This is a genomic window from Pseudomonas sp. (genome assembly GCF_030684895.1).
Lineage (GTDB): Bacteria > Pseudomonadota > Gammaproteobacteria > Pseudomonadales > Pseudomonadaceae > Aquipseudomonas.
In genome coordinates, this window is record NZ_JAUXXP010000010.1 from 34457 (window position 1) to 55487 (window position 21031).

Consider the following 21031-nt stretch of genomic DNA (forward strand, 5'->3'; position numbering starts at 1 on the left):
GCAGGACATGCTGAATGACGAGGAACTGCTGCGTTACAGCCGGCAGATCCTCCTGCAACAGATCGATATCGCCGGCCAGCTGCGCCTGAAAAACAGTCGTGCGCTGATCATCGGCCTGGGTGGTCTGGGTTCGCCGGTGGCGTTGTATCTGGCGGCTGCGGGGGTCGGTGAATTGCATCTGGCGGATTTCGATACAGTTGATCTGACCAACCTGCAGCGGCAGATCGCCCACGACACTGCGAGCATCGGCCAGAGCAAGGTCGACTCGGCGAGCAAGCGTCTGCTGGCGATCAATCCGCAGCTGCGCCTGCATTGCCATCGCCAGGGCCTGGACAGCGATTCCCTGGCCGCAGCGGTTGCCGCCGTGGATCTGGTGCTGGATTGTTCGGACAACTTCAGCACCCGCGAGGCGGTCAACGCCGCCTGCGTAGCGGCCAAGGTGCCGCTGGTCAGCGGCGCGGCGATCCGCCTGGAAGGCCAGCTCTCGGTATTCGACCCACGGCGCGATGACAGCCCCTGTTATCACTGTATTTACGGCCACGGCAGCGAAGCCGAGCTGACCTGCAGCGAAGCCGGCGTAGTGGGCCCGTTGGTTGGCCTGGTCGGTAGTTTGCAGGCGTTGGAAGCCTTGAAGCTGCTGGCACAGTTTGGCGAACCGCTGGTAGGGCGCTTGTTGCTGATCGATGCGCTGGGCAGCCGTTTTCGCGAGCTGCGGGTCAAGCGTGATCCGGGCTGCAGCGTGTGTGGAGTGGCCGGCGGTGAGTAACGCGCCGATTGGCGTATTCGACTCCGGCGTCGGCGGCCTGTCGGTGCTGCGCGAGATTCGCGCGCTGCTGCCCAATGAGTCGCTGCTTTATGTCGCCGACAGCGGCCATGTGCCCTATGGCGAAAAAAGCCCGGAATTTATCCGCGAGCGCTGCCGGGTGTTGGCCGCGTTTCTTCTAGCCCAGGGCGCCAAGGCGCTAGTGCTGGCGTGTAACACCGCCACGGTGGCGGGGGTGGCCGAGCTGCGTGAGTTGTACCCGCAGCTGCCCTTGGTGGGCATGGAGCCGGCAGTCAAGCCCGCGGCAGCTGCTACTCAGAGCGGTGTGGTCGGCGTGCTTGCAACCACCGGCACGCTAAAAAGCGCCAAGTTCGCCGCCTTGCTCGACCGTTTTGCCAACGATGTGCGGGTGATTACTCAGCCTTGTCCAGGGTTGGTCGAGCGTATTGAAGCCGGTGAGTTGGATAGCCAGGCTACCCGCGAGTTGCTGCAGGGCTTTGTCGCGCCGCTATTGGCCGAGGGCTGTGACACGCTGATTCTCGGTTGTACCCATTACCCCTTTATCAAGCCGCTGCTGCGCAGCCTGGTGCCGGAGTCGATCAGCCTGATCGACACCGGCGCGGCGGTGGCGCGGCAAGTCCAGCGGCTGTTGGCAGGCCATGATCTACTGGCCTGCGGCCCGGCGCAGCCTGCGCAGTTCTGGTCGAGCGGCGATCCTTTGGCCATGCAGCGGGTGTTGCCGTTGCTGTGGGGCGAGGGGACAGTGGTGAGCGCGCTACCATAGCGTCTTGAAAAGAAAACAGGATATTGATCCGGGTTTTTGTGGCCAGCCACCCATGGCAGCCACCCCATAGCCCTCGTTGCTGTGCGACCACAAAGAAACGCTCCCGCCGATTTCTTGTGCCAGCAGTAAACCGCGCGCTCAGCGGTAGATGCTGCTCATGCCCTTGCGCTCGTCCAGACACTCGGGGGAGGCAGTCTCGAATTCGCGGCAGATCAGCGGGCGCACTTCGTAGATGGTGCAGCGCATGCTGTCGCGGTCCAGCGCGGCGCACCAGCCGTCGTCCAGGCGCAGCATCACTTCGCCACCCCAGTCATCGGTGTCGATATAGCGCGGCGGCACGCCGGTGTCGGTGATTAGCATGACTTCCAGCTGACAGCAGCAGGCCGCGCAGTTGCTGCAGCTGACGGCGGGTTCATCCGCGAGTTGGGTGTGGGGGATGGTCTGACTCATGCCGCGCAGTGTACGTCATCGGTGTTATTGCGGCGTCTGCCGCCGACGTAGGGTGGATGGCGTCTAACCCGCGTAGCCCGGATGCAATCCGGGGCATCGGTTGTGGCCATCGCATCGCGTTCCCGGATTTCATCCGGGCTACAACAGCGCTGTAGGGCGGAGCCTTGTCCACCGCTGGCTGCCCAAATGGCGTACAAGCCTTCGGTATGTACGCCCTACGCTGTTTTGCGCGCGCGCAGGCTCTGTTCATACTGGCTGCGGTAAAGCTTGGCGAAGCCATGCAGCACAGGCATCACCAACGCCCAGATTGCGCCGATCAGCAGCAGGCTTTGCCAGGTGCCGTAGGGCAGGCCGACGCCGGCGATCTGTGCGCCGCCGTAATAGGACAGCGGTGCGGCGATGGCGCCGAGCAAGCTGCCGCGCCACCAGGGTTGCGCGGTCCAGGCCAGGCAGTGGTTGAGTGTGGTGGCCAGCAGCAGCCACAGGCAGGCCAGCCATAGCGGGATCAGCGTGCGTGGCTCGCCGAAGTCGAACACGCCGAGGTTGAGCAGAAAACTGTCCAGCGCGCTGCCGGCGAGAAACAGCGTGATCAGCAGCTTGCCTTCCGCCGCCCAGCTGCTGGTCCACAACAGATGCACCGCCAGCACGCCTGCGACAACCAGCAGCCACAGGCTGTCGCCGCCGAAGACGCAGGCGAACCAGCCGAGCTGAAACAGCAGGGTGTTGACGATCAATTTAGGCATTGAGATTTCCTAATAGAGGAGCAGGACGTGCTTCTGGTTTCGCCAGCAGCAATTGCGCGGTGCCGATGGTGCGCTCGATAAAGCCGCCCTCGCAATAGCACAGGTAGAACTCCCACAGGCGGAAGAAGTAATCGTCGTAGCCCTGCTGCTCCAGCTTGTGCCGCGCGTGGCGCAGGTTGTCGTGCCAGATGCGCAGGGTGCGGGCGTAGTGCAGGCCGAAGTCCTCCATGTGGTGCAGGTTCATATCGGTCTTGGCGGTGATGATTTCCAGCATCTTGTTCACCGAGGGCAGCGCGCCGCCGGGGAAGATATAGCGCTGGATAAAGTCCACAGCGTTTTTCGCCTGCTCATAGCGCTGGTCGCGGATGGTGATTGCTTGCAGCAGCATCAGACCGTCGGGTTTGAGCAGGTTGGCGCATTGCTCGAAATAGGTGGGCAGAAAGCGATGGCCGACCGCTTCGATCATCTCGATCGATACCAGTTTGTCGTACTGCCCGGCCAGGTCGCGGTAGTCCTCCAGCAGCAGGGTGATCTGCCCCTGCAGGCCCTGTTCGGCAATGCGCTGCTGGGTGTAAGCGAACTGCTCGCGCGACAAGGTGGTGGTGGTGACCTTGCAGCCATAGTGGCTGGCGGCATAGATCGCCATGCTGCCCCAGCCGGTGCCGATTTCCAGCAGGTGGTCGCTGGGCTTGAGGGCAAGCTTCTGGCAGATGCGTTCGAGCTTGTTCAGCTGCGCTTGTTCCAGGCTGTCGTCGGCGCTGCGGAACATGGCGGCCGAGTACATCATGGTCGGGTCGAGAAACTGCTCGAACAGGTCGTTGCCCAGGTCGTAATGCGCCGAGATGTTCTTGCGTGAACCTTTACGGGTGTTGCGGTTGAGCCAGTGCAGGCCCTGGATAAGCGGGCGACCCAGCTGGGCCAGGCCGCTTTCCATGGCGTCCAACACATCGAGGTTGCTGACAAATACGCGGATCACCGCGGTCAGGTCCGGGGTGGTCCAGTAACCATGGATATAGGCCTCGCCCGAGCCGATTGAGCCGTTGCCCGCCACCAGGCCCCAGACCGCGCCATCCTGCACCTGGATCTCGGCGCTAAGGCTGGAGTGGGCATCGCCGAACTCCATGCGTTCGTCACCTTCGACGATCACCAGTTGGCCATGGCGCAGCTGTTTCAGCTGGCGCAGCACTGCACGGCGCAGCAGGCTGGCACCGATGCCGCTGCCGGCACGCACCACATGTTTGGCGGAGGTCAGGCTAGAGCTTTTCATGGGGGACTTCCTTTGATGCGGGGCGGGCGACGCGGAAATCACCTTCAGCGGCCCGATGGGTGAACAGGGGAATGCGTTTGAGTAGCAGGCGTAGGGCCTGCCAGTAGATGGCGGCAAGGGTTTTGCCGGTCATCCAGGGAAACTGCAGCAGGTAGCGATGCAGGCTGGCGCGGTTGAGTTCAGTGCGTTGCAGGCTGAGGCTGGCGTCGAAGAGCTTTTCCTCGCCCTGCCAGTCGGCCATATGAATACCTAAGCGCTCGCCAGCCGGGCTGAAGCTCATGCGGTACTCCAGCTCGCGCGGCAGAAACGGCGAAACGTGAAATGCCTTGGCCACAGCGACGTGCTGGTGCCCCTCGCCTTCTGCCGGCAGCACGTAGTGGTAGCGCTCGCGGAAAGGCGTGTTGCTCACCTCGCAGAGAACCGCCGCCAGGCTGCCATCGGCCTCATGGCAGTAGAAAAAGCTCGCCGGGTTAAACGCCAGGCCCCAACTGCGTGGCTGAGTCAGCAGGCAGATATGCCCCAGCGGCGTACGCCCCAGTGCTTCGGTGACACGCTGGCGCACGGCGTCGATCAGGCTGATACCTGCACCGGTGAACTGCGGCAGGTAATCAGTCTCGCGAAAGGCAAAGGGCGCGAAGCGTCCACGCCCGGCCAGCGGCGACAGTGCGAGCACCGCCTCCTGCTCGCTCAGATCGAGGTAGAGCAGGCCCATGCGATAGCGGAAGTTGTGCAGGCGCGGCGCAAAGCGCCGGTGCTGCACCCAACCGCTGTACAGGGCGCTGTTCAGTGCCGTTGTGCTGCCCACTACAGCGCCTCACCGAATTCGCGGGCCACGCGCAGCGCGCTGACCACGCCATCTTCATGGAAGCCATTGGCCCAGTACGCACCGCAGAAGTAGCTGTGGTTGGCGCCGAGCAGCTCTTCCCAGCGCGCTTGCGCGGCCATGCCGGCCAGGCTGTATTGCGGGTGGGCGTAGGTGTAGCGCGCGAGGATCTTGTTCGGGTCGATGGCGGCGGTCTGGTTCAGGCTGACGCAGAAGGTGGTGTCGCTCTGAATGCCCTGCAGGATATTCATGTCATAGGTCACGGCTGCCGGCTGATCCACCGGGCCGCCGAGGCGATAGTTCCAGCTGGCCCAGGCCAGTGGCCGTTGCGGCAGCAAACGGGTGTCGGTGTGCAGCACCACGTCGTTATCGGCATAGGGCAGCGCGCCGAGGATTTCCTTCTCGATGCGCGTGGGTTCGGCCAGCAGCGCCAGGGCCTGGTCGCTGTGGCAGGCGAAAATCACCTTGTCGAAGCGCTCGCTGCCGGCGGCGCTGTGCACAGTCACGCCATCGCCATCACGCTCGACCCGGATCACCGGGCAGTTCAGGCGAATATGCTGCTTGAAGGACTCGGTCAGCGGCGCGACATAGCTGCTGGAACCGCCCTCGACCACACACCACTGCGGCCGATCACTGACCGACAGCAAGCCGTGGTTTTTGAAGAAACGCACAAAGAACTGCAGCGGAAAACCGAGCATGTCGTTCAGTGACATCGACCAGATCGCCGCGCCCATGGGCACGATGTAATGCTGGATAAAGCGCTCGCTGTAACAATTGGCCTTGAGGTAGTCACCCAGGGTCATATCGCTGGCGATGCGCTGCAGATTAAGGTCGTTCAGCGCCTCGCGATTGAAGCGCAGGATGTCGCGCACCATGCCCCAGAATTTCGGCGACACCAGGTTACTGCGCTGGGCGAACAGGCTGTTAAGGCTGTGCCCGTTGTATTCCACGCCGCTGACTGGGTCGCTGACCGAGAAGCTCATCTCGGTGGCCTTAAAACCGACGCCGAGCTGGCTGAGCAAGCGGATAAAGTTCGGGTAGGTCCAGTCGTTGAACACGATAAAACCGGTGTCCACGGCGTAGTGCTGGCCAGCAACCTGTACCTCCACGGTGTGGGTGTGCCCGCCAATCCAGTCGCCGGCCTCGAATACTGTGATGTCGTGGTTGCGGTTGAGGAGATAGGCGCTGGTCAAGCCGGCGATACCGCTGCCGATAATGGCGATCTTCATGGGTTGTCCTTGGTCTTGGCGTCAGTGCGGGCCATACGGGCGCCAATGGCCACCTGCAAGCGCTTGGGCAGATGGCCGAGCAGCTTGAGCATGGCGATAAAGGGGCCGGGGAAGCTTATTTCAAAGGGCTGCTGCTGCAGGCGCTCGGCGATATAGCGGGCGGCTTTGTCCACCGGCCAGCGCATAGGCATGGGGAAGTCGTTTTTCTGCGTCAGCGGGGTGTCGACAAAGCCGGGGCTGATCAGGGTGACGGCAATGTTCTCGGCGTGCAGGTCGATGCGCAGGGCTTCCAGCAGGTAGCGCATGGCCGCCTTGGACGCGCCGTAGGCTTCGGCGCGGGGCAGCGGCATAAAGGTCACCGAGCTGCCGACGCCGACCAGATGCGCGCGGTTGCCCTGGCGCAGCAAGGGCAGGGCCGCTTCGATGCAGTAGCTTGCAGAGAGCACGTTGGCGCGCATGACCCGCTCAACCATCGCCGCCTCGAAGGCGCTGACCTCGACATACTCGCACGTGCCGGCATTGAGGATGGCGCAGTCCAGCGCGCCCCAAACCTGGCCGATATGCTCACCGATGGCACGCACCTGGGCGGCATCGCCGAGGTCGCCCGCAACCACCAGCACTTGCTGCGGATAGCGCTTGGCCAAAGCCTGCAGCGGTTCAAGGCTGCGGGCGCTGAGGGCTAGACGGTGGCCCTGCTCAAGCAGTTGTTCGGCCAGGGCGGCGCCGATGCCGCTGCTGGCACCGGTGAGCCAGATGCGCCGTGTGTTCGCGTTCATGCCAACCTCCGTTTCAGCCAGCGAATTGCCGGGCCAATTAAGGGCAGGTGCTCATAGAGCAGGCTGCCGGCGTCGAAATAGTCGCGGTGGCGATAGACCTTGCTGTGCCACAGCAAGTGCGAGCAGCCCTCCACACGGATCAGTTGGCCGCCGGCCAGTCGCGGATGGCGGTAACTCATGGTCCAGCGCAGGTAGCCTTCACCGTCACGCACCTGATCGAAGCCGTAGAAATCGAAGCGCAGTTCGCTGACATTGGCGTACATCTCGGCGAAGTAGCGCTGCATATTGGGCAGCCCGCGCACCTCGTGCATTGGGTCGCAAAACAGCGCGTCGTCGCTGTAGAGCTGGCCCAGGCGGTCGAGGTTGTCCTTGTTCAGCCCGGCAAAGTCCTGGGCGAACTGGCGCAGAAAGTCGCTCATAGCACCTCCTCGCCGGCAAAGTGCGGCAGGCTCTTGAACGCTGCCAGGGCGCGTGTGCGGCTCTTGCTCAGGTCAACAAGCGGCGCGGGGTAATCGGCGATACCGAACAGCCCGCCGATGGCCGCCGGGTTATGGATATTGGTTTTGTTCAGGCCGACCAGCTCCGGCAGCCATTGACGGATAAAGCGCCCATCCGGGTCGAATTTCTGCGACTGGCTCAGCGGGTTGAAGATGCGGAAGTACGGCGCCGAATCGGTGCCGGTAGAGGAACTCCACTGCCAGCCGCCATTGTTCGCCGCCAGGTCGCCATCGATCAGGTGGCGCATAAAAAAGCGCTCGCCTTCGCGCCAGTCGATCAGCAGGTTCTTGGTCAGAAACATCGCCACGATCATGCGCAGGCGGTTGTGCATCCAACCGGTGGCCAGCAACTGACGCATCGCGGCATCGATGATCGGAAAACCAGTGCGGCCTTCCTGCCAGGCTTTCAGCTCCAGCGGCGCATCACGCCAGGCCACTGCTTCGGTTTCCGCGCGGAATGCGCGGTGCATGGACACGCGCGGGTAGCCGACCAGAATATGTTTGTAGAACTCGCGCCAGAGCAGTTCGTTGATCCAGGTGATCACTCCGATATTGCCGCTGTCGAACTCGCCCTGGTTGGCCTGCAAGGCGGCATGCAGACATTGGCGCGGCGAGATCACCCCGGCGGCCAGGTAAGCGGACAGCTGGCTGGTGCCGGGCTGTGCGGGGAAGTCGCGGGCGCTCTGGTAGAAGTCGATCTGCTGCGCGGCAAAATCATCCAGGCGCCGCGCCGCCTCGGCTTCACCGGCGGGCCACAGTTCACGCAGGGCTGCCGGGGGCAGGGCGAAGCCTGCAACGTGCTCTGGAATGGCATCGCTTTGGATTGCCAGCGGGGCTTGCGCTTTAGGTGTGGCGACAAGCGCGGGCAGAGCGCTGTGCAGGCGCTGGTAACAGACCTTGCGGAACTGGCTGTAGACCTGAAAGTAGCTGCCGGATTTGGTCAGCACGCTGCCGGGCTTGAAGAACAGCTGATCCAGATGGCTGCGAAAATTTACCCCTAGGCCATCCAGCGCATCGGCTACGGCCTGATCGCGACGGCTTTCATGCACGCCGTACTCTTCGTTGACCTGCACCGTGCCGATTTGCAGCTGTTGGCACAGCTCGCCGATCACCTGCGGCGCGGCGCTCCAGTTATCGGCTTCACGCACCAGCAGCGGCACATTGAGTTTGCCCAGCTCAGTGGCCAGTTCCTTGAGGTTGCGCAGCCAGAAGTCGACCTTGCTCGGCGCATCATCGTGGCTCAGCCACTGACCGGGGCTGAGCAGGTACAGCGCCACGGTCGGGCCGCTGCTCATGGCGGCAGCGAGGGCGCTGTTGTCCTGCACGCGCAGGTCGGTACGAAACCAGATCAATTGCAGCATGTTCAATTCCGTCAGCTGTGCAGCAGGTTAAGGTCGGTCAGGCTGTGCAGCGCGGCCAGCGGGTCGGCGGCCAGGCTCAGTTCGGCGTTTTGCGCGGTGATGGCGACTAACTCTTCGGCGTGGATCTGCACCACCTGACCGACCAGCAGGCAGGGGCAGTCATAACCGCCGAGCAGGCGCTGCAGGTGGGTGCTGTTCAGCGCCTGGCTGGAATACAGCAGCACCGCACGCGGCTGGATATGCTCGACCGCCAGGGCCAGTTCGGTCGGCGGCAGCGGCCAGTCGAAGACGTCCACCGGGCAGCCGGCGCTGCTCGCCAGCCAGGCGGTCAGCCACAGGCCGGGGGCCATCGGCAGGTCGGAGACGTTGATCAGCAGCAGCGGCGCGCCGTTGCACTGGCGGTTGTTGTGGTACAGGCGCGCACCGAGCTTGCTGCGCAGCCAGGAATAGAAGAACACCCGCTCGGCCTGGGCGCCGAACTGGTTACGCCAGCGCAGCTCCAGATCACTCAGCAGCGGCAACAGCAATTGCTGGCACAGGGTGTGCGGCGGGTAGAGCGCCAGTTCGCTGTTGAAACACTCATCCACACGCCGCTCGTTGAGGTTGCAGATGGCTTCCTGCAGCTGCTGGCGTCGGGCTTCCCATTGCGAGTTGGCCTCGGCAAACGCCGGTTGATTGGAACGCAGCAGACCCTTGACCTGGCTGACCGAGACGCCGCGATTGAGCCAGGTGAGAATCGCCTGAATACGCAGCACATGCTCATCGGCATACAAGCGATGGCCCTTGGGCGTGCGGTGCGGCACGATCAGACCGTAACGGCGTTCCCAGGCGCGCAGGGTGACGGCGTTGACCCCGGTGATGCGCGCCACATCGCGGATCGGCATAAAACCCTGAGCGATGGCCGCCTGGTAATCGTCGGCGGCGCCTGTGCTGGTTGGCTGCAGGCTCATAGGGCGTTACGCAGGCTGAGGTTTTCCGGGTGCGGTTGCAGGTAGACCTGCTGCGCAATATAGGTGTCCGGGTGACGGCGGAAGTGATGCTTGAGCAGGGTCATGGGCACCACCAGCGGCACCACGCCGTGGCGATACTGGCCGATCAGCTGCTGCATTTCCTGTTTTTCGTCACTGCTCAGTGACTGCTTGAGGTAGCCGCTGAGGTGCTGCAGCACGTTGCTGTGGGTACGGCGGGTGGCGCAGCTTTTCAGTGCACTCATCAGCTCGCTGAAATAGCGCGGCGCCAGCTCGTTGATGTCGTGCTGGCCAAGGTTGCCGAGCATGCGCCCGAGCAGTTTGTACTGCATGGGGTTGGTGGCCATCAGTAGGTATTTGTAGCGCGAGTGAAAGTCGATCAGGCGCTTGCGGGTCAGGCCATCGCGCAGCAGTTGTTGCCATTCGGCGTAGGCAAAAACGCGGGTGATAAAGTTCTCGCGCAGAATCGGATCATTCAGGCGGCCGTCTTCTTCCACCGGCAGGTTGGGATGGCGGGCGCAGAAGGCCTGGGCAAAGATGCCACGGCCAGGCTCGCTGGGGCGGCCGTTGTCCTGATAGACCTTGACCCGGTGCAGCCCGCAGGACGGCGACTGCTGCATAAAGATGTAGCCGCAGATATCCGTCAGCTCGCCGGCCATGCGTTCGCCGTACTCGGCCAGCGGCGCGGTGACATCCACCTCGCGTCTTACTGTACCCACGGCGCGCGGCGCTTGCGGGTCGCCAACCAGGCGGATCGGTTCACGCGGGATGCCCATGCCGATGGCTACTTCCGGGCACAGCGGGGCGAAGTCGAAATATTCGCTGAGGGTGCGGCTGCACAGGCGCGATTCCTTGTGACCGCCGTTATAGCGCACTTCGGAACCCAGCAGGCAGGCACTGATGCCCAGTTTGGGTTTGCCGGTGGCGGTTTCGGATGGGCTCATGGGCAACCTCTGATGTACGACTTGTACAGATCCTGATGGATGTACAACTTGAGTTCATCATAGGTTTGTAATTGTACAAGTCAATATCTTTGTACAACTACTGTAGGGTTTTGTGTGTAGGCCTGTTACTTCCAGCCCATACGCCAGTGTTCGGGGTTTTCCAGCACACGCCAGTCCAGGCGTTGGCAGCGCTGGTTAAGCACGGCCTGCAATTCGATCTGCAGCACCGTGCCGTCTTCGTCGCAGAACAGTTCGGTGACGAGAAAATGCTTTTCACGGTTCTGCGGCTGCGCTGCTGTCCATTTCGACAGCAGCAGCTTGCGTGGGTTGAGCCGGTGCTTGCCTGGCGCAGTACGCTGTTGGGCGCTCATTGCAGGTGTTCGAGCAAGCGTCGCGCCGCTTCCTGGCCGCTCAGCCAGGCGCCTTCAACCCGGCCGGACAGGCACCAGTCGCCGCAGGCATAGATGCCCAGGTCGGCATCGGCCAGTACGCCCCACTGGTGTGCGCTGGCCGGACGGGCGTAGAGCCAACGGTGCGCCAGGCTGAACGCTGGGGCGGGCACGGCGCAGCCGATCAGTTCGGCGAAGGCTCCGAGCAGGTGTTCGATTACCGCTTCCTTGGGCAGATCCAGGTGCTGTTTGGTCCACTGGCTGGTGGCGTGCAGCACCCAGGTGTCGAGGCTGGTGTCGCGGCCGGGTTTGCTGCGGTTACGGGCCAGCCAGTCGAGCGGGCTGTCCTGGACAAAGCAGCCTTCGACACGGGTTTCCAGCGGGTTGGCAAAGGCCAGGGCCACTGCCCAGGTTGCGTCCATGGCCACGCTGGCGGCGGCGCCGGCGAGTTTCGGTGCGCTGGACAGCAGGGTGGTGGCCTGTGGCGCCGGGGTGGCGACGATTACGTGGCTGAACGGACCGTGGTTATTGCCCTCGGCATCTTGCAGGTGCCAGTGCTGTTCGCCGCGAAACACTTCGGTGATGCGGCAGGAGAAGCTTACCGGCAGTGCGCCGAGCATGGCGCGGGTGATCGCACTCATGCGCGGGCTGCCGACCCAGCGCACCTGCTCGTCCGGCGAGGCGCTGAGCTGGCCGTTATTGAAGTTGTACAGGCTGGGGGTCCATTCGGCGACCCAGCCACGGGCTTGCCACTGCTGCACCACCTCGACAAAACGACGGTCGCGGGCGGTGAAGTACTGCGCGCCAAGGTCCAGCGCGCCGGCATCGCTGCGCTTGCTGGCCATGCGGCCGCCACTGCCGCGGCTCTTGTCGAACAGCTGCACCAGGTGCCCGGCGGCATGCAGCGCCTGAGCGGCAGACAGCCCGGCGATGCCGGTGCCGATGATGGCGATGGGGTGTAGAGCGGTCATGGTCTACCTCGTGTTTTCAAGCGTTAGGCTACGCTTTAGACAAAAGCTATACAATATGGTTTTTGTGTATAAGCTGTGCCGGAGTCGATCCTGCCTTCCTATAGTTAAGACAACCTGCAGCCGGATTGAAGCCACAAACAGGCATAAATCAGTCGGCGGTTGTGAATTATGCAAAGGCCATGCGAGGACATTGTGATGCACATACTTCTGACTGGCGGGACCGGCTTGATAGGGCGAGCGCTATGCCGCCACTGGCTGCAACAAGGCCATCAGCTGACGGTGTGGAGCCGCCGTCCCGAGCAGGTTGCTGCCCTTTGTGGCGAGGCGGTGCGTGGCATTGGCCAGCTTGATGAGCTGGGTGAAGAGCCGCTGGATGCCGTGGTCAACCTGGCTGGTGCGCCGATTGCCGACCGGCCCTGGACGCGCAAGCGCAAGGCGTTGCTGTGGGCCAGCCGAATTGGTCTGACCGAACAACTGCTGGCCTGGTTGGAGTGTCGCGCGCACAAGCCGCAGGTGCTGTTGTCCGGTTCAGCCGTAGGTTGGTATGGCGATGGTGGCGAGCGCGAGCTGCATGAGGATTCGCCGCCAGTGAGCGAGGATTTCGCCGCGCAGCTGTGTGGCGCTTGGGAAGAAACTGCCCAGCGCGCCGAGGATTTGGATATCCGTGTGGTGCTGCTGCGCACCGGGCTGGTGCTGGCCAGTGACGGCGGTTTCCTCAAGCGCCTGCTATTGCCCTTTAAGCTCGGCTTGGGAGGCCCTTTGGGCAATGGTCGGCAGTGGATGCCGTGGATTCATCTGGCTGATCAAATCGCCCTGATTGATTTTCTCCTGCAGCAGGACTCGGCCAGTGGTCCTTATAATGCCTGCGCGCCGACGCCTGAGCGCAACCGTGCCTTCAGCCAGGCCTTGGGCCGCGAGCTGCACCGCCCGGCCTTTATGCCGGCCCCGGCCATTGCCCTGCGCATGCTGCTGGGTGAGCTGTCGGTGCTGCTGCTCGGTGGCCAGCGCGCGATGCCGACGCGCTTGCAGGAGGCTGGCTTCAGTTTTCGTTTTACTCATTTGGATGTGGCCCTGGCGGATTTGCTGGGCCATCACTGATTAGGACTTTGCATGACCGATCACGCCTTGTTACTGGTAAATCTGGGCTCGCCGGCCTCCACTTCCGTGGCTGATGTGCGCCGCTATCTCAACCAGTTCCTTATGGATCCTTATGTCATTGATGTGCCATGGCCGCTGCGCCGGCTGATCGTTTCGCTGATATTGATCAAGCGTCCGGCGGCTTCGGCGCATGCCTATGCCTCGATCTGGTGGGACGAAGGCTCGCCGCTGGTGGTGCTGAGCAAGCGTCTGCATCAAGCGATGAAGGCGTCCTGGAGTCACGGCCCGGTGGAGCTGGCCATGCGCTATGGCGAGCCGTCGCTGCAAACCGTGCTGACCCGTCTGGCCGAGCAGGGCATCAAGCAGGTCACCCTGGCGCCGCTTTACCCGCAGTTTGCCGACAGCACCACCACCACGGTGATCGAAGAAGCCAAGCGGGTAGTGCGTGAGCAGCAGCTGCCAATCCGCTTTTCCATCCTGCCGCCATTCTTCGATCAGCCGGAATACCTGGACGCCCTGGTCGACAGCGCCAAGCCTTATCTGGAACAGGATTTCGACCATCTGCTGCTGAGTTTCCACGGCCTGCCGGAACGGCATCTGCACAAGCTAGACCCCAGTAATCACTGCCTGAAAGGCGCCGATTGCTGCCGTACGGCCGCGCCCGAAGTGCTTGCCAGCTGTTACCGCGCACAATGTTTACGAAGCGCCGAGCTGTTTGCCCAGCGCATGGGGCTTAAGCCCGAGCAATGGTCGGTGTCGTTCCAATCGCGCCTGGGCCGCGCCAAGTGGATCGAGCCCTACACCGAAGCGCGTCTCGACGAGCTGGCCAAACAGGGCGTGAAGAAGCTCTTGGTGATGTGCCCGGCCTTTGTCGCCGATTGCATCGAAACCCTGGAAGAAATCGGCGACCGTGGCCGCGAGCAGTTTGTTGAAGCCGGCGGCGAGAGTCTGCAGCTGGTGCCGTGTCTGAATGATCACCCAAGCTGGGTGGCCGCATTAAAAACGCTGAGCGAGCGCGCACCGCTGATGCTCTAACCGAATAAGGCGCGGCTGTCATTCGCTCGAAGGGATGCCGCGCATTCGCCTCACTGATAACACCTAAGGGCGATACTCATCGCTCTGTATATCGGCCTAAGCTGGCAGCTCTTTCAACCGTCGTGCACCGCACCAACGGTGCCGAGGAGACTGCCAGTGCCCAACAACAATAACGGCTATCCCTCTTCCACCCGCGCCTGGGTAACGGTCGCCATCCTGATGGTGGCGTACGTGCTGTCGTTTATCGACCGGCAGATTCTCAATCTGCTGGTTGGCCCGATCCGCCGCGACCTGATGATCAGTGACACGCAGATGAGCCTGTTGATGGGCCTGTCCTTTGCGCTGTTCTACACCGTATGCGGCATCCCTCTGGGCCGACTGGCCGATACCAAAAGCCGCCGCGGGCTGATCGCCATCGGCGTGCTGTTCTGGAGTGCGGCCACCGCTGCCTGCGGTATGGCCAAGCTGTACTGGCAATTTCTGCTCTGCCGCATTGGCGTGGGCGTCGGCGAGGCGGCGTTGTCGCCGGCGGCCTATTCGCTGATTGCCGACAGCTTTCCGGCCGAACGCCGCGCCACCGCCATCAGCGTGTATTCCATGGGGGTTTACCTCGGCTCCGGTCTGGCCTTTCTGCTTGGCGGCCTGGTGATCCAGTTCGCCTCGGCGCAGGGCGATGTGACGCTACCGGTGTTTGGTGAAGTGCGCCCCTGGCAGCTGATTTTTCTGATTCTCGGTGCGGCAGGGATTCTCTTTACTCTGCTTCTGCTGGCGGTCAAGGAGCCCGTGCGGCGCGGCGTTGGTGCCGGTATCGCGGTGCCGCTGGCGGATGTTGGCCGGTATATCCGTGCCAACCGGCGTACCGTGCTGTGCCATAACTTCGGTTTTGCCGGCCTGGCGTTTGCCGGTTACGGCAGCGCGGCCTGGATTCCGACCTTCTTTATCCGCACCTACGGCTGGGACGCCGGCCAGGTCGGCATCGTCTATGGCAGCATTGTTGCGGTGTTCGGTTGTCTGGGTATCGTCTTTGGCGGCCGTCTGGCGGACTGGATGGCCAAGCGCGGCAGCAGCGATGCCAATATGCGCGTCGGTCTGTATGCAGCCATCGGTGCGGTGCCATGTGTGCTGGCCTTCCCGCTGATGGAAACTGCGCTATGGGCGGCGATTCTCACCGCGCCGGCGGTGTTTTTTCTGAGCATGCCATTTGGTGTCGCACCGGCGGCGATTCAGGAAATCATGCCCAACTCGATGCGCGGCCAGGCCTCGGCGATCTACCTATTTGTGATCACCCTGATCGGCCTGGGCATCGGTCCGACGGCGGTGGCGCTGGTGACTGACTATGTGTTTGCCGATGACATGGCGCTGCGTTATTCGCTGCTGATCGTCACCAGCATCGCCGTGTTCAGCTCCATCGTGCTGCTGAGCATGAGTCTCAAGCCCTACCGCGAAAGTGTGGTGCGCTTGCAGCAGTGGTCGGCTAATCCGGCCTGAGTCGGGCTAGCAATCGCGTAATACTGTTCACTTAAGAAAAATGCCGCTTCCCTGTTACAGGCAAGCGGCATTCTTTTGCGCTTAGAACCGTAGGATGGGTGATAACCCATCAGCCAATTGATGGGTTATCACCTAGGCGGCTCCACCGATCCTACGTCTTGGCTCACCAACCAAGGCTCTCTAATACAGTTAACCGCTTAAACGGTTGCGAGCTACAAATCCGGCTCTTCCAGCACGGTCTTGCTGCGCCAGCCTTGGCCACCCGGCAACACCAGGTTAAGTACCAGGGCGCAGATGGCGCACAGGGAAATGCCGGAGAGGGCGAAGTCGCTGTTGCCAATCATCATGCCGCCGATGCCGAACACCAGGGTCACCGAAACAATGATCAGGTTACGTGCTTCGGACAGATCGACTTGGTGACGGATCAGGGTATTCAAACCGACCACCGCGATGGAGCCGAACAGCAGGCAGAGAATGCCGCCCATCACCGGTACCGGAATGCTCTGCAGCGCGGTGCCGAACTTGCCGACAAAGGCCAGACCGATGGCGAAGCAGGCCGCCCAGGTCATGATCTTCGGGTTGTAGTTCTTGGTCAGCATCACCGCGCCGGTGACTTCCGCGTAAGTGGTGTTGGGTGGGCCGCCGAACAGGCCAGCGGCCGAGGTGGCCAGGCCGTCGCCAAGCAGGGTGCGGTGCAGGCCGGGCTTCTTGATAAAGTTCTTGCCGGTCACGCTGCCGATCGCTACCACGCCGCCGATATGCTCGATAGCCGGAGCCAGGGCGACCGGGACGATGTAGAGAATCGCACCCCAATGCAGCTCGGGTGTCACGAATGCCGGAATCGCCAGCCAGGGTGCGGCCGCGACATTGCTGGTGTCGATCACCCCGCAGAACGCAGCGACGATGCAGCCAACGATAATCCCCGCGAGGATCGGCACCAGGCGCAGCAGGCCACGGCCCATGGCGGCAACCAGCACGGTGGTGAGCAGCGCTGACATGGAAATCAGCATGGCGGTTTCATACGGCACCAGCTGCGCGCTGCCATCGCCGGCCTTGCCCATGGCCATGTTCACCGCCACTGGCGACAGCGCCAGGCCGATGGAAATGATCACCGGGGCAATCACCACGGGCGGCAGTAGGCGGTCGATAAAGCCCGCGCCTTTAACCCGCACCACGGCGCTGAGCAGGATATACACCAGGCCCGAGGCGACGATGCCGCCGAGCACGGCCGGCAGGCCGAACTCACCTTTGGCGGCGAGAATCGGTGCGATAAAAGCAAAGCTGGAGGCCAGAAACACCGGAACCTGGCGACCGGTCACCAGTTGGAACAGCAGGGTGCCGATACCAGCGGTGAACAGCGCGACGTTGGGGTCCATGCCGGTGATCAGCGGCATCAGCACCAGTGCGCCGAAGGCCACAAACAGCATCTGCGCGCCGGAAATGCCCTGGCGCCAGAGTGGATCGTTGTATTCGTCCTGCATGCTTAGGCGTCCTTCTGCTTGGTGCCGAAGATCTTGTCGCCGGCATCACCGAGGCCGGGAATGATGTAGCCGTGTTCGTTCAGGCGCTCGTCGATGGAGGCGGTGAAGATCAGCACATCCGGGTGTGCGTCGTTGACCACCTTGATGCCTTCAGGAGCGGCGACCAGCACCATGGCGCGAATATCCTTGCAGCCGGCTTTTTTCAGCAGGTCGATGGTGGCGACCATCGAGCCGCCGGTGGCCAGCATCGGGTCGATGATCATCGCCAGACGCTCGTCGATTTCCGGCACCAGCTTTTCCAGGTAGGTATGTGCCTGCAGCGTCTCCTCATTGCGCGCCACGCCCACGGCGCTGACTTTGGCCCCGGGAATCAGGCTGAGTACGCCTTCGAGCATGCCGATGCCTGCACGCAGGATGGGTACGACGGTGATTTTCTTGCCGGAGATTTTTTCCACCTGCACGGTGCCGCACCAGCCTTCGATCTCGCAGTTTTCCAGCGGCAGATCCTTGGTTGCCTCGTAGGTCAGCAGCGCGCCAACTTCCTGGGCCAGCTCGCGAAAGTTCTTCGTGCTGATATCGGCGCGGCGCATCAGGCCGAGTTTGTGGCGGATCAGCGGGTGGCGGATCTCGAGGATGGGCATGGCGGGGTCTCCGGCAGGACGGGCGAAAAATTGCGTTAGATTAAAGCATTGGCTATGCCAAGTGCTGGGCCAAGATGGCCTAATGTCGCTAAATAGCGGCTAACGTGTCGCCGCTTGCGGGCAATTGCCGCAGTTGGTCTGCCGGGGCTTGCTCTGCATGGCGCAGATGCGTACCTTTGCCGGCTTTTATTTTGACGCATTGATCAGCTTTCTGGTCTGGCGTCCCGCTCCCAAGAGGAAACAGCATGTCCGTCGATCTCGCGCATATCCGCCAAGTTATGGCTGAAGCCGATTGCCTGCACAGCAATGCCGAGGTTGAGGTGGCCATCGACAGCATGGCGGCCGCCATCAACAACGAGATGGCCGACAGCAATCCTGTAGTGTTCTGCGTGATGAACGGCGGGCTGATCTTCTCCGGCAAGCTGCTGCCCAAGCTCAACTTCCCGCTGGAATTGTCCTATCTGCACGCCACTCGCTACCGCAATGAAACCAGCGGCGGCGAGCTGTTCTGGAAGGCCAAACCGGAAATCTCCTTTATCGACCGCGACGTGCTGATCATCGACGACATCCTCGATGAAGGGCACACCCTCGGTGCAATCATCGATTTTTGCCGGCACGCCGGCGCCAAGAACGTGCGCATCGCTGTGCTGGTAGACAAGACCCACGACCGCAAGGCACGCCCCGACCTCAAGGCTGATTACGTTGGCATGGCCTGCGTTGATCGTTACGTGTTTGGCTATGGTATGGACTACAAGGGCTACTGGCGCAATGCGCCGGGTATCTATGCAGTTAAAGGGTTGTAAGACGCATGACTGAGCCACGCTTTCTCGATCAGACCCTGTTTGGCGCACTGGCCGAGCAAGCGGCGGCCAGCTCACGGCAACGCCAGCACCATAACTTCCACCAGATGGAAGAGCCCTGCCATCGCATGGCGGTGGGGCTGCAGCCGGACACCTATATCCCGCCGCATCGCCATCTTTCGGCGGATAAGGCCGAAGCGCTGCTGGTGCTGAAAGGTCGCCTGGGCTTGCTGATCTTTAATGACAGCGGTGAGGTGCTGGATAAGCGCGTGCTGGAGGCGGGTGGCGCCTGTGTCGGCGTCGACCTGCCGCCAGGAGTGTTTCACGCCCTGGTGGTATTGGAAGCCGACAGCATTCTGTTCGAGTGCAAAGCCGGGCCCTACAAACCGGTGGGCGAGGGCGAGCAGGCCAGCTGGGCGCCGCGTGAAGGCGAGCCTGGGGTTGCCGACTACCAAGCCTGGATGCGCGCGCAATTTAGGTAGCCCGGATGCAATCCGGGAGCGGTTTATGCTGCGTTAGATTTCCCCGGATTGCATCCGGGCTACACGAGCTCTGCTTCTCCATCGGCCTTTGGCGCTAGCCAACGCAACGCTTTCTCCCTGGCTTGGGCCAGGTCGCGCACATAGGCCAGCTGTCCTTCCACTCGTACTATCCCTGCGCGGCGCAATTGCAGGCGCACCTGGGCCGTCGGCCCGCTCAATATCAGTCCGACCTGCTGCTCGCGGTAGTCGCGCAGTACGTTGTCCAGTGCGGCGATGGCGGTCATATCCAGCAGCGGCACCGCGCTGATATCGACGATCACCACCTTCACCCCAGGGGTAAAGCGTCTGAGCACGCTTAGGGCCTTTTCCGCTGCGCCGAAGAACAGCGGCCCGCGAATCGCGTAGGCCAGCACATGCTCGGGCAGGTCATTCAGCGCCTGGTGAAAGTGCTTGGGCAGCGCTTCGGTATCGGTCAGGTCGCTCATGCGTTTGATAAACAATCCGGCGGCCAGCAGCAGGCCGACGCCCACGGCCAGCACCATATCGAACAGCACGGTAAGAATCAGGCAGGTCAGCAGCACCAGCACATCACTGCGCGGGGCGATGCGCAGGGTGTGGCGCACATGTCGCGGCTCGCTCATGTTCCACGCCACTATCAGCAGCAAGGCTGCCAGCGCCGCCATCGGCAGGTAGCTGAACAGGGGCGCGAGAAACAGGATAGCGATCAGCACCACGCCGGCGTGGGCGATAGCGGCCATCGGCGAGTAAGCCCCGGCGCGCACGTTGGCGGCGCTGCGGGCAATCGCGGCGGTGGCGGTGATGCCGCCGAACAGCGGCGCGACCAGGTTGCCGATGCCCTGGCCGATCAGCTCGCCATTGGGGTCATGCTTGCTGCCGGTCATGCCATCGGCGACCACCGCGCAGAGCAGCGATTCAATCGCCCCGAGCATGGCGATGGCAAAGGCCGGGGCGAGCAGTTGGCGAAACAGCTCGAAACTCACCACCAGCGGTTGGCCATCTGCGCCAGGTAGCTGCCAGGGCCAGATAAAGCTTGGCAGAAATGGCGGAATACCGGGGTGCTCAACGCCATCCAGGCTGTAGCTGAAACGCTCGCCAATAGTCGCCACGGGAATCTGCAGGCTTTCCAGTAGCAGCCCGAGCAAGGCGCCGACCATCAGCGCCACCAGATGCCCCGGTACTTTCGGCACCCAGCGCGGCCAGATCAGCAGAGTCGCCAGGCACACCAGCGCCACCAGGCAGTCGCCCAATTGCAGGCTGGGCAGGGCGTGCAGCAGGCCGTTGAGTTGTTCGATGTAGTTGTTCGGCTCAGTGATCAGGTGCAGGCCCAGCAGATCCTTGATCTGCAGGGTGGCGATGACGATGCCGATGCCGGCGGTAAAACCCAGCGTCACCGGGTAGGGGATAAATTCGATCAAGCGGCCGGCGCGCATCAGCCCGAGGGCAATCAGGATCACCCCGGCCATCAGGGTGCACAGCAGCAGGCCGCCGAGGCCGAATTGCTGGGTGATCGGCAACAGAATCACCACAAAGGCGGCGGTCGGCCCGGAAACATTGAAGCGCGAGCCACCAAACAGGGCGATCAGCGTACCGGCCACCAGCACCGTATACAGGCCGTGCTGCGGTGCTACACCGACGGCAATCGCCAGGGCCATGGCCAGCGGAATGGCGATGATGCCCACCGTGACCCCGGCGCTCAGGTCGCTGCGCAGGTTTTTCCAGCCGTAGCCGGCGCGCAAGGTCTGGCGCCAGGCGGAGAACAGCGGCGGTAAGGGCAGCGACATAATGACTCCCTAGGGTCTGTTCCCGTTTCGTTCGCGGCCGCGCCGGAGCCTGTTTTAGCGCGAGGCAAGGCACGAGACACGAAGTTTGGTTGTTCCAAATGAGTGTCGAGAAACGCAGTATCGCGCTAAAACAGGCCCGTCCCTGCGGGTTGCGCGCAAAATCTCGCCATGCGGTGTTGGAGGACTTGGCAAGGGGGCGACCATTACCTGCGTCCTCCGCCTAGCCTGGCGAGATTTTG

At 62.6% G+C, this 21031-nt stretch carries 22 protein-coding genes; 7 read left to right on the plus strand and 15 right to left on the minus strand.

The window, feature by feature from the left end; all coding sequences use genetic code 11:
- Nucleotides 1-7 precede the first annotated feature (7 nt).
- Both Q8M42_RS01320 and murI read left to right on the plus strand, forming a co-directional pair.
- Nucleotides 8-766, plus strand: a complete 759-nt coding sequence (locus tag Q8M42_RS01320; protein WP_304866548.1) for a molybdopterin-synthase adenylyltransferase MoeB — start codon at nucleotides 8-10, stop codon at nucleotides 764-766.
- Nucleotides 759-1547 (plus strand): glutamate racemase, encoded by a 789-nt coding sequence (murI, locus tag Q8M42_RS01325; protein ID WP_304866493.1) that lies wholly within the window; start codon nucleotides 759-761, stop codon nucleotides 1545-1547. Before Q8M42_RS01320 ends, murI begins: the two co-directional genes overlap by 8 nt.
- 138 nt (nucleotides 1548-1685) lie before the next feature.
- On the opposite strand, the gene Q8M42_RS01330 is transcribed toward murI, so the two are convergent.
- From Q8M42_RS01330 to Q8M42_RS01385, 12 genes are all read right to left on the minus strand, one after another.
- Nucleotides 1686-1997 carry a YkgJ family cysteine cluster protein gene (locus Q8M42_RS01330; protein ID WP_304866489.1) on the minus strand — a complete coding sequence of 104 codons (312 nt, stop codon included), beginning with the start codon at nucleotides 1995-1997 and terminating at the stop codon, nucleotides 1686-1688.
- A 215-nt stretch (nucleotides 1998-2212) separates the two neighbouring features.
- Entirely contained in the window at nucleotides 2213-2740 is a 528-nt protein-coding gene (locus Q8M42_RS01335; RefSeq protein ID WP_304866486.1) for a DUF2878 domain-containing protein, read from the minus strand.
- Nucleotides 2733-4007 carry a cyclopropane-fatty-acyl-phospholipid synthase family protein gene (locus Q8M42_RS01340; RefSeq protein WP_304866483.1) on the minus strand — a complete coding sequence of 425 codons (1275 nt, stop codon included), beginning with the start codon at nucleotides 4005-4007 and terminating at the stop codon, nucleotides 2733-2735. The genes Q8M42_RS01335 and Q8M42_RS01340 overlap by 8 nt, the downstream gene beginning before the upstream one ends.
- On the minus strand, nucleotides 3994-4794 hold the full coding sequence (locus tag Q8M42_RS01345; protein WP_304866546.1) for a DUF1365 domain-containing protein: 801 nt from the start codon (nucleotides 4792-4794) through the stop codon (nucleotides 3994-3996). Before Q8M42_RS01345 ends, Q8M42_RS01340 begins: the two co-directional genes overlap by 14 nt.
- Before the next feature lie 17 nt (nucleotides 4795-4811).
- Nucleotides 4812-6059, minus strand: a complete 1248-nt coding sequence (locus tag Q8M42_RS01350) for an NAD(P)/FAD-dependent oxidoreductase (protein ID WP_304866480.1) — start codon at nucleotides 6057-6059, stop codon at nucleotides 4812-4814.
- Nucleotides 6056-6835 (minus strand): SDR family oxidoreductase, encoded by a 780-nt coding sequence (locus Q8M42_RS01355; protein ID WP_304866477.1) that lies wholly within the window; start codon nucleotides 6833-6835, stop codon nucleotides 6056-6058. The genes Q8M42_RS01350 and Q8M42_RS01355 overlap by 4 nt, the downstream gene beginning before the upstream one ends.
- Nucleotides 6832-7254, minus strand: coding sequence for a nuclear transport factor 2 family protein (locus Q8M42_RS01360; RefSeq protein WP_304866475.1), 423 nt, complete (start codon nucleotides 7252-7254; stop codon nucleotides 6832-6834). Before Q8M42_RS01360 ends, Q8M42_RS01355 begins: the two co-directional genes overlap by 4 nt.
- A complete protein-coding gene (phrB, locus tag Q8M42_RS01365) occupies nucleotides 7251-8690 on the minus strand; it encodes a deoxyribodipyrimidine photo-lyase (protein ID WP_304866544.1) in 1440 nt (479 codons plus the stop codon). The genes Q8M42_RS01360 and phrB overlap by 4 nt, the downstream gene beginning before the upstream one ends.
- Nucleotides 8691-8704: 14 nt before the next feature.
- Nucleotides 8705-9643: a MerR family transcriptional regulator gene (locus tag Q8M42_RS01370; protein ID WP_304866472.1), complete on the minus strand. Its 939-nt coding sequence runs from the start codon at nucleotides 9641-9643 to the stop codon at nucleotides 8705-8707.
- Nucleotides 9640-10605 (minus strand): 2-thiouracil desulfurase family protein, encoded by a 966-nt coding sequence (locus Q8M42_RS01375; RefSeq protein WP_304866469.1) that lies wholly within the window; start codon nucleotides 10603-10605, stop codon nucleotides 9640-9642. Before Q8M42_RS01375 ends, Q8M42_RS01370 begins: the two co-directional genes overlap by 4 nt.
- A gap of 125 nt (nucleotides 10606-10730) precedes the next feature.
- Complete coding sequence (locus Q8M42_RS01380) at nucleotides 10731-10976, minus strand: TIGR02450 family Trp-rich protein (RefSeq protein WP_304866466.1); 246 nt, start codon at nucleotides 10974-10976, stop codon at nucleotides 10731-10733.
- The gene (locus Q8M42_RS01385; RefSeq protein WP_304866464.1) at nucleotides 10973-11965 is read right to left on the minus strand and encodes an NAD(P)/FAD-dependent oxidoreductase; all 993 of its coding nucleotides are present in this window, start codon (nucleotides 11963-11965) and stop codon (nucleotides 10973-10975) included. Before Q8M42_RS01385 ends, Q8M42_RS01380 begins: the two co-directional genes overlap by 4 nt.
- Before the next feature lie 195 nt (nucleotides 11966-12160).
- Between Q8M42_RS01385 and Q8M42_RS01390 the strand changes: the two genes are divergently transcribed.
- From Q8M42_RS01390 to Q8M42_RS01400, 3 genes are all read left to right on the plus strand, one after another.
- Nucleotides 12161-13063, plus strand: coding sequence for a TIGR01777 family oxidoreductase (locus Q8M42_RS01390; protein ID WP_304866461.1), 903 nt, complete (start codon nucleotides 12161-12163; stop codon nucleotides 13061-13063).
- A gap of 12 nt (nucleotides 13064-13075) precedes the next feature.
- Entirely contained in the window at nucleotides 13076-14098 is a 1023-nt protein-coding gene (gene hemH, locus Q8M42_RS01395) for a ferrochelatase (RefSeq protein ID WP_304866457.1), read from the plus strand.
- A 156-nt stretch (nucleotides 14099-14254) separates the two neighbouring features.
- Entirely contained in the window at nucleotides 14255-15586 is a 1332-nt protein-coding gene (locus Q8M42_RS01400; RefSeq protein ID WP_304866456.1) for an MFS transporter, read from the plus strand.
- Between the two features lie 212 nt (nucleotides 15587-15798).
- On the opposite strand, the gene Q8M42_RS01405 is transcribed toward Q8M42_RS01400, so the two are convergent.
- On the minus strand, nucleotides 15799-17067 hold the full coding sequence (locus Q8M42_RS01405; RefSeq protein ID WP_304866454.1) for a uracil-xanthine permease family protein: 1269 nt from the start codon (nucleotides 17065-17067) through the stop codon (nucleotides 15799-15801).
- Between the two features lie 2 nt (nucleotides 17068-17069).
- On the minus strand, nucleotides 17070-17708 hold the full coding sequence (gene upp, locus Q8M42_RS01410; RefSeq protein ID WP_304866451.1) for a uracil phosphoribosyltransferase: 639 nt from the start codon (nucleotides 17706-17708) through the stop codon (nucleotides 17070-17072).
- A gap of 245 nt (nucleotides 17709-17953) precedes the next feature.
- Here upp and Q8M42_RS01415 point away from each other — a divergent pair, with 245 nt between their 5' ends.
- Together Q8M42_RS01415 and Q8M42_RS01420 are read left to right on the plus strand one after the other, a co-directional pair.
- Nucleotides 17954-18511 (plus strand): hypoxanthine-guanine phosphoribosyltransferase, encoded by a 558-nt coding sequence (locus tag Q8M42_RS01415; protein ID WP_275963408.1) that lies wholly within the window; start codon nucleotides 17954-17956, stop codon nucleotides 18509-18511.
- A 5-nt stretch (nucleotides 18512-18516) separates the two neighbouring features.
- Nucleotides 18517-18990, plus strand: coding sequence for a WbuC family cupin fold metalloprotein (locus Q8M42_RS01420; protein ID WP_275963407.1), 474 nt, complete (start codon nucleotides 18517-18519; stop codon nucleotides 18988-18990).
- A 59-nt stretch (nucleotides 18991-19049) separates the two neighbouring features.
- Here Q8M42_RS01420 and dauA read toward each other — a convergent pair whose 3' ends face one another.
- Nucleotides 19050-20792, minus strand: coding sequence for a C4-dicarboxylic acid transporter DauA (gene dauA, locus Q8M42_RS01425; protein WP_275963406.1), 1743 nt, complete (start codon nucleotides 20790-20792; stop codon nucleotides 19050-19052).
- Nucleotides 20793-21031: the final 239 nt, after the last annotated feature.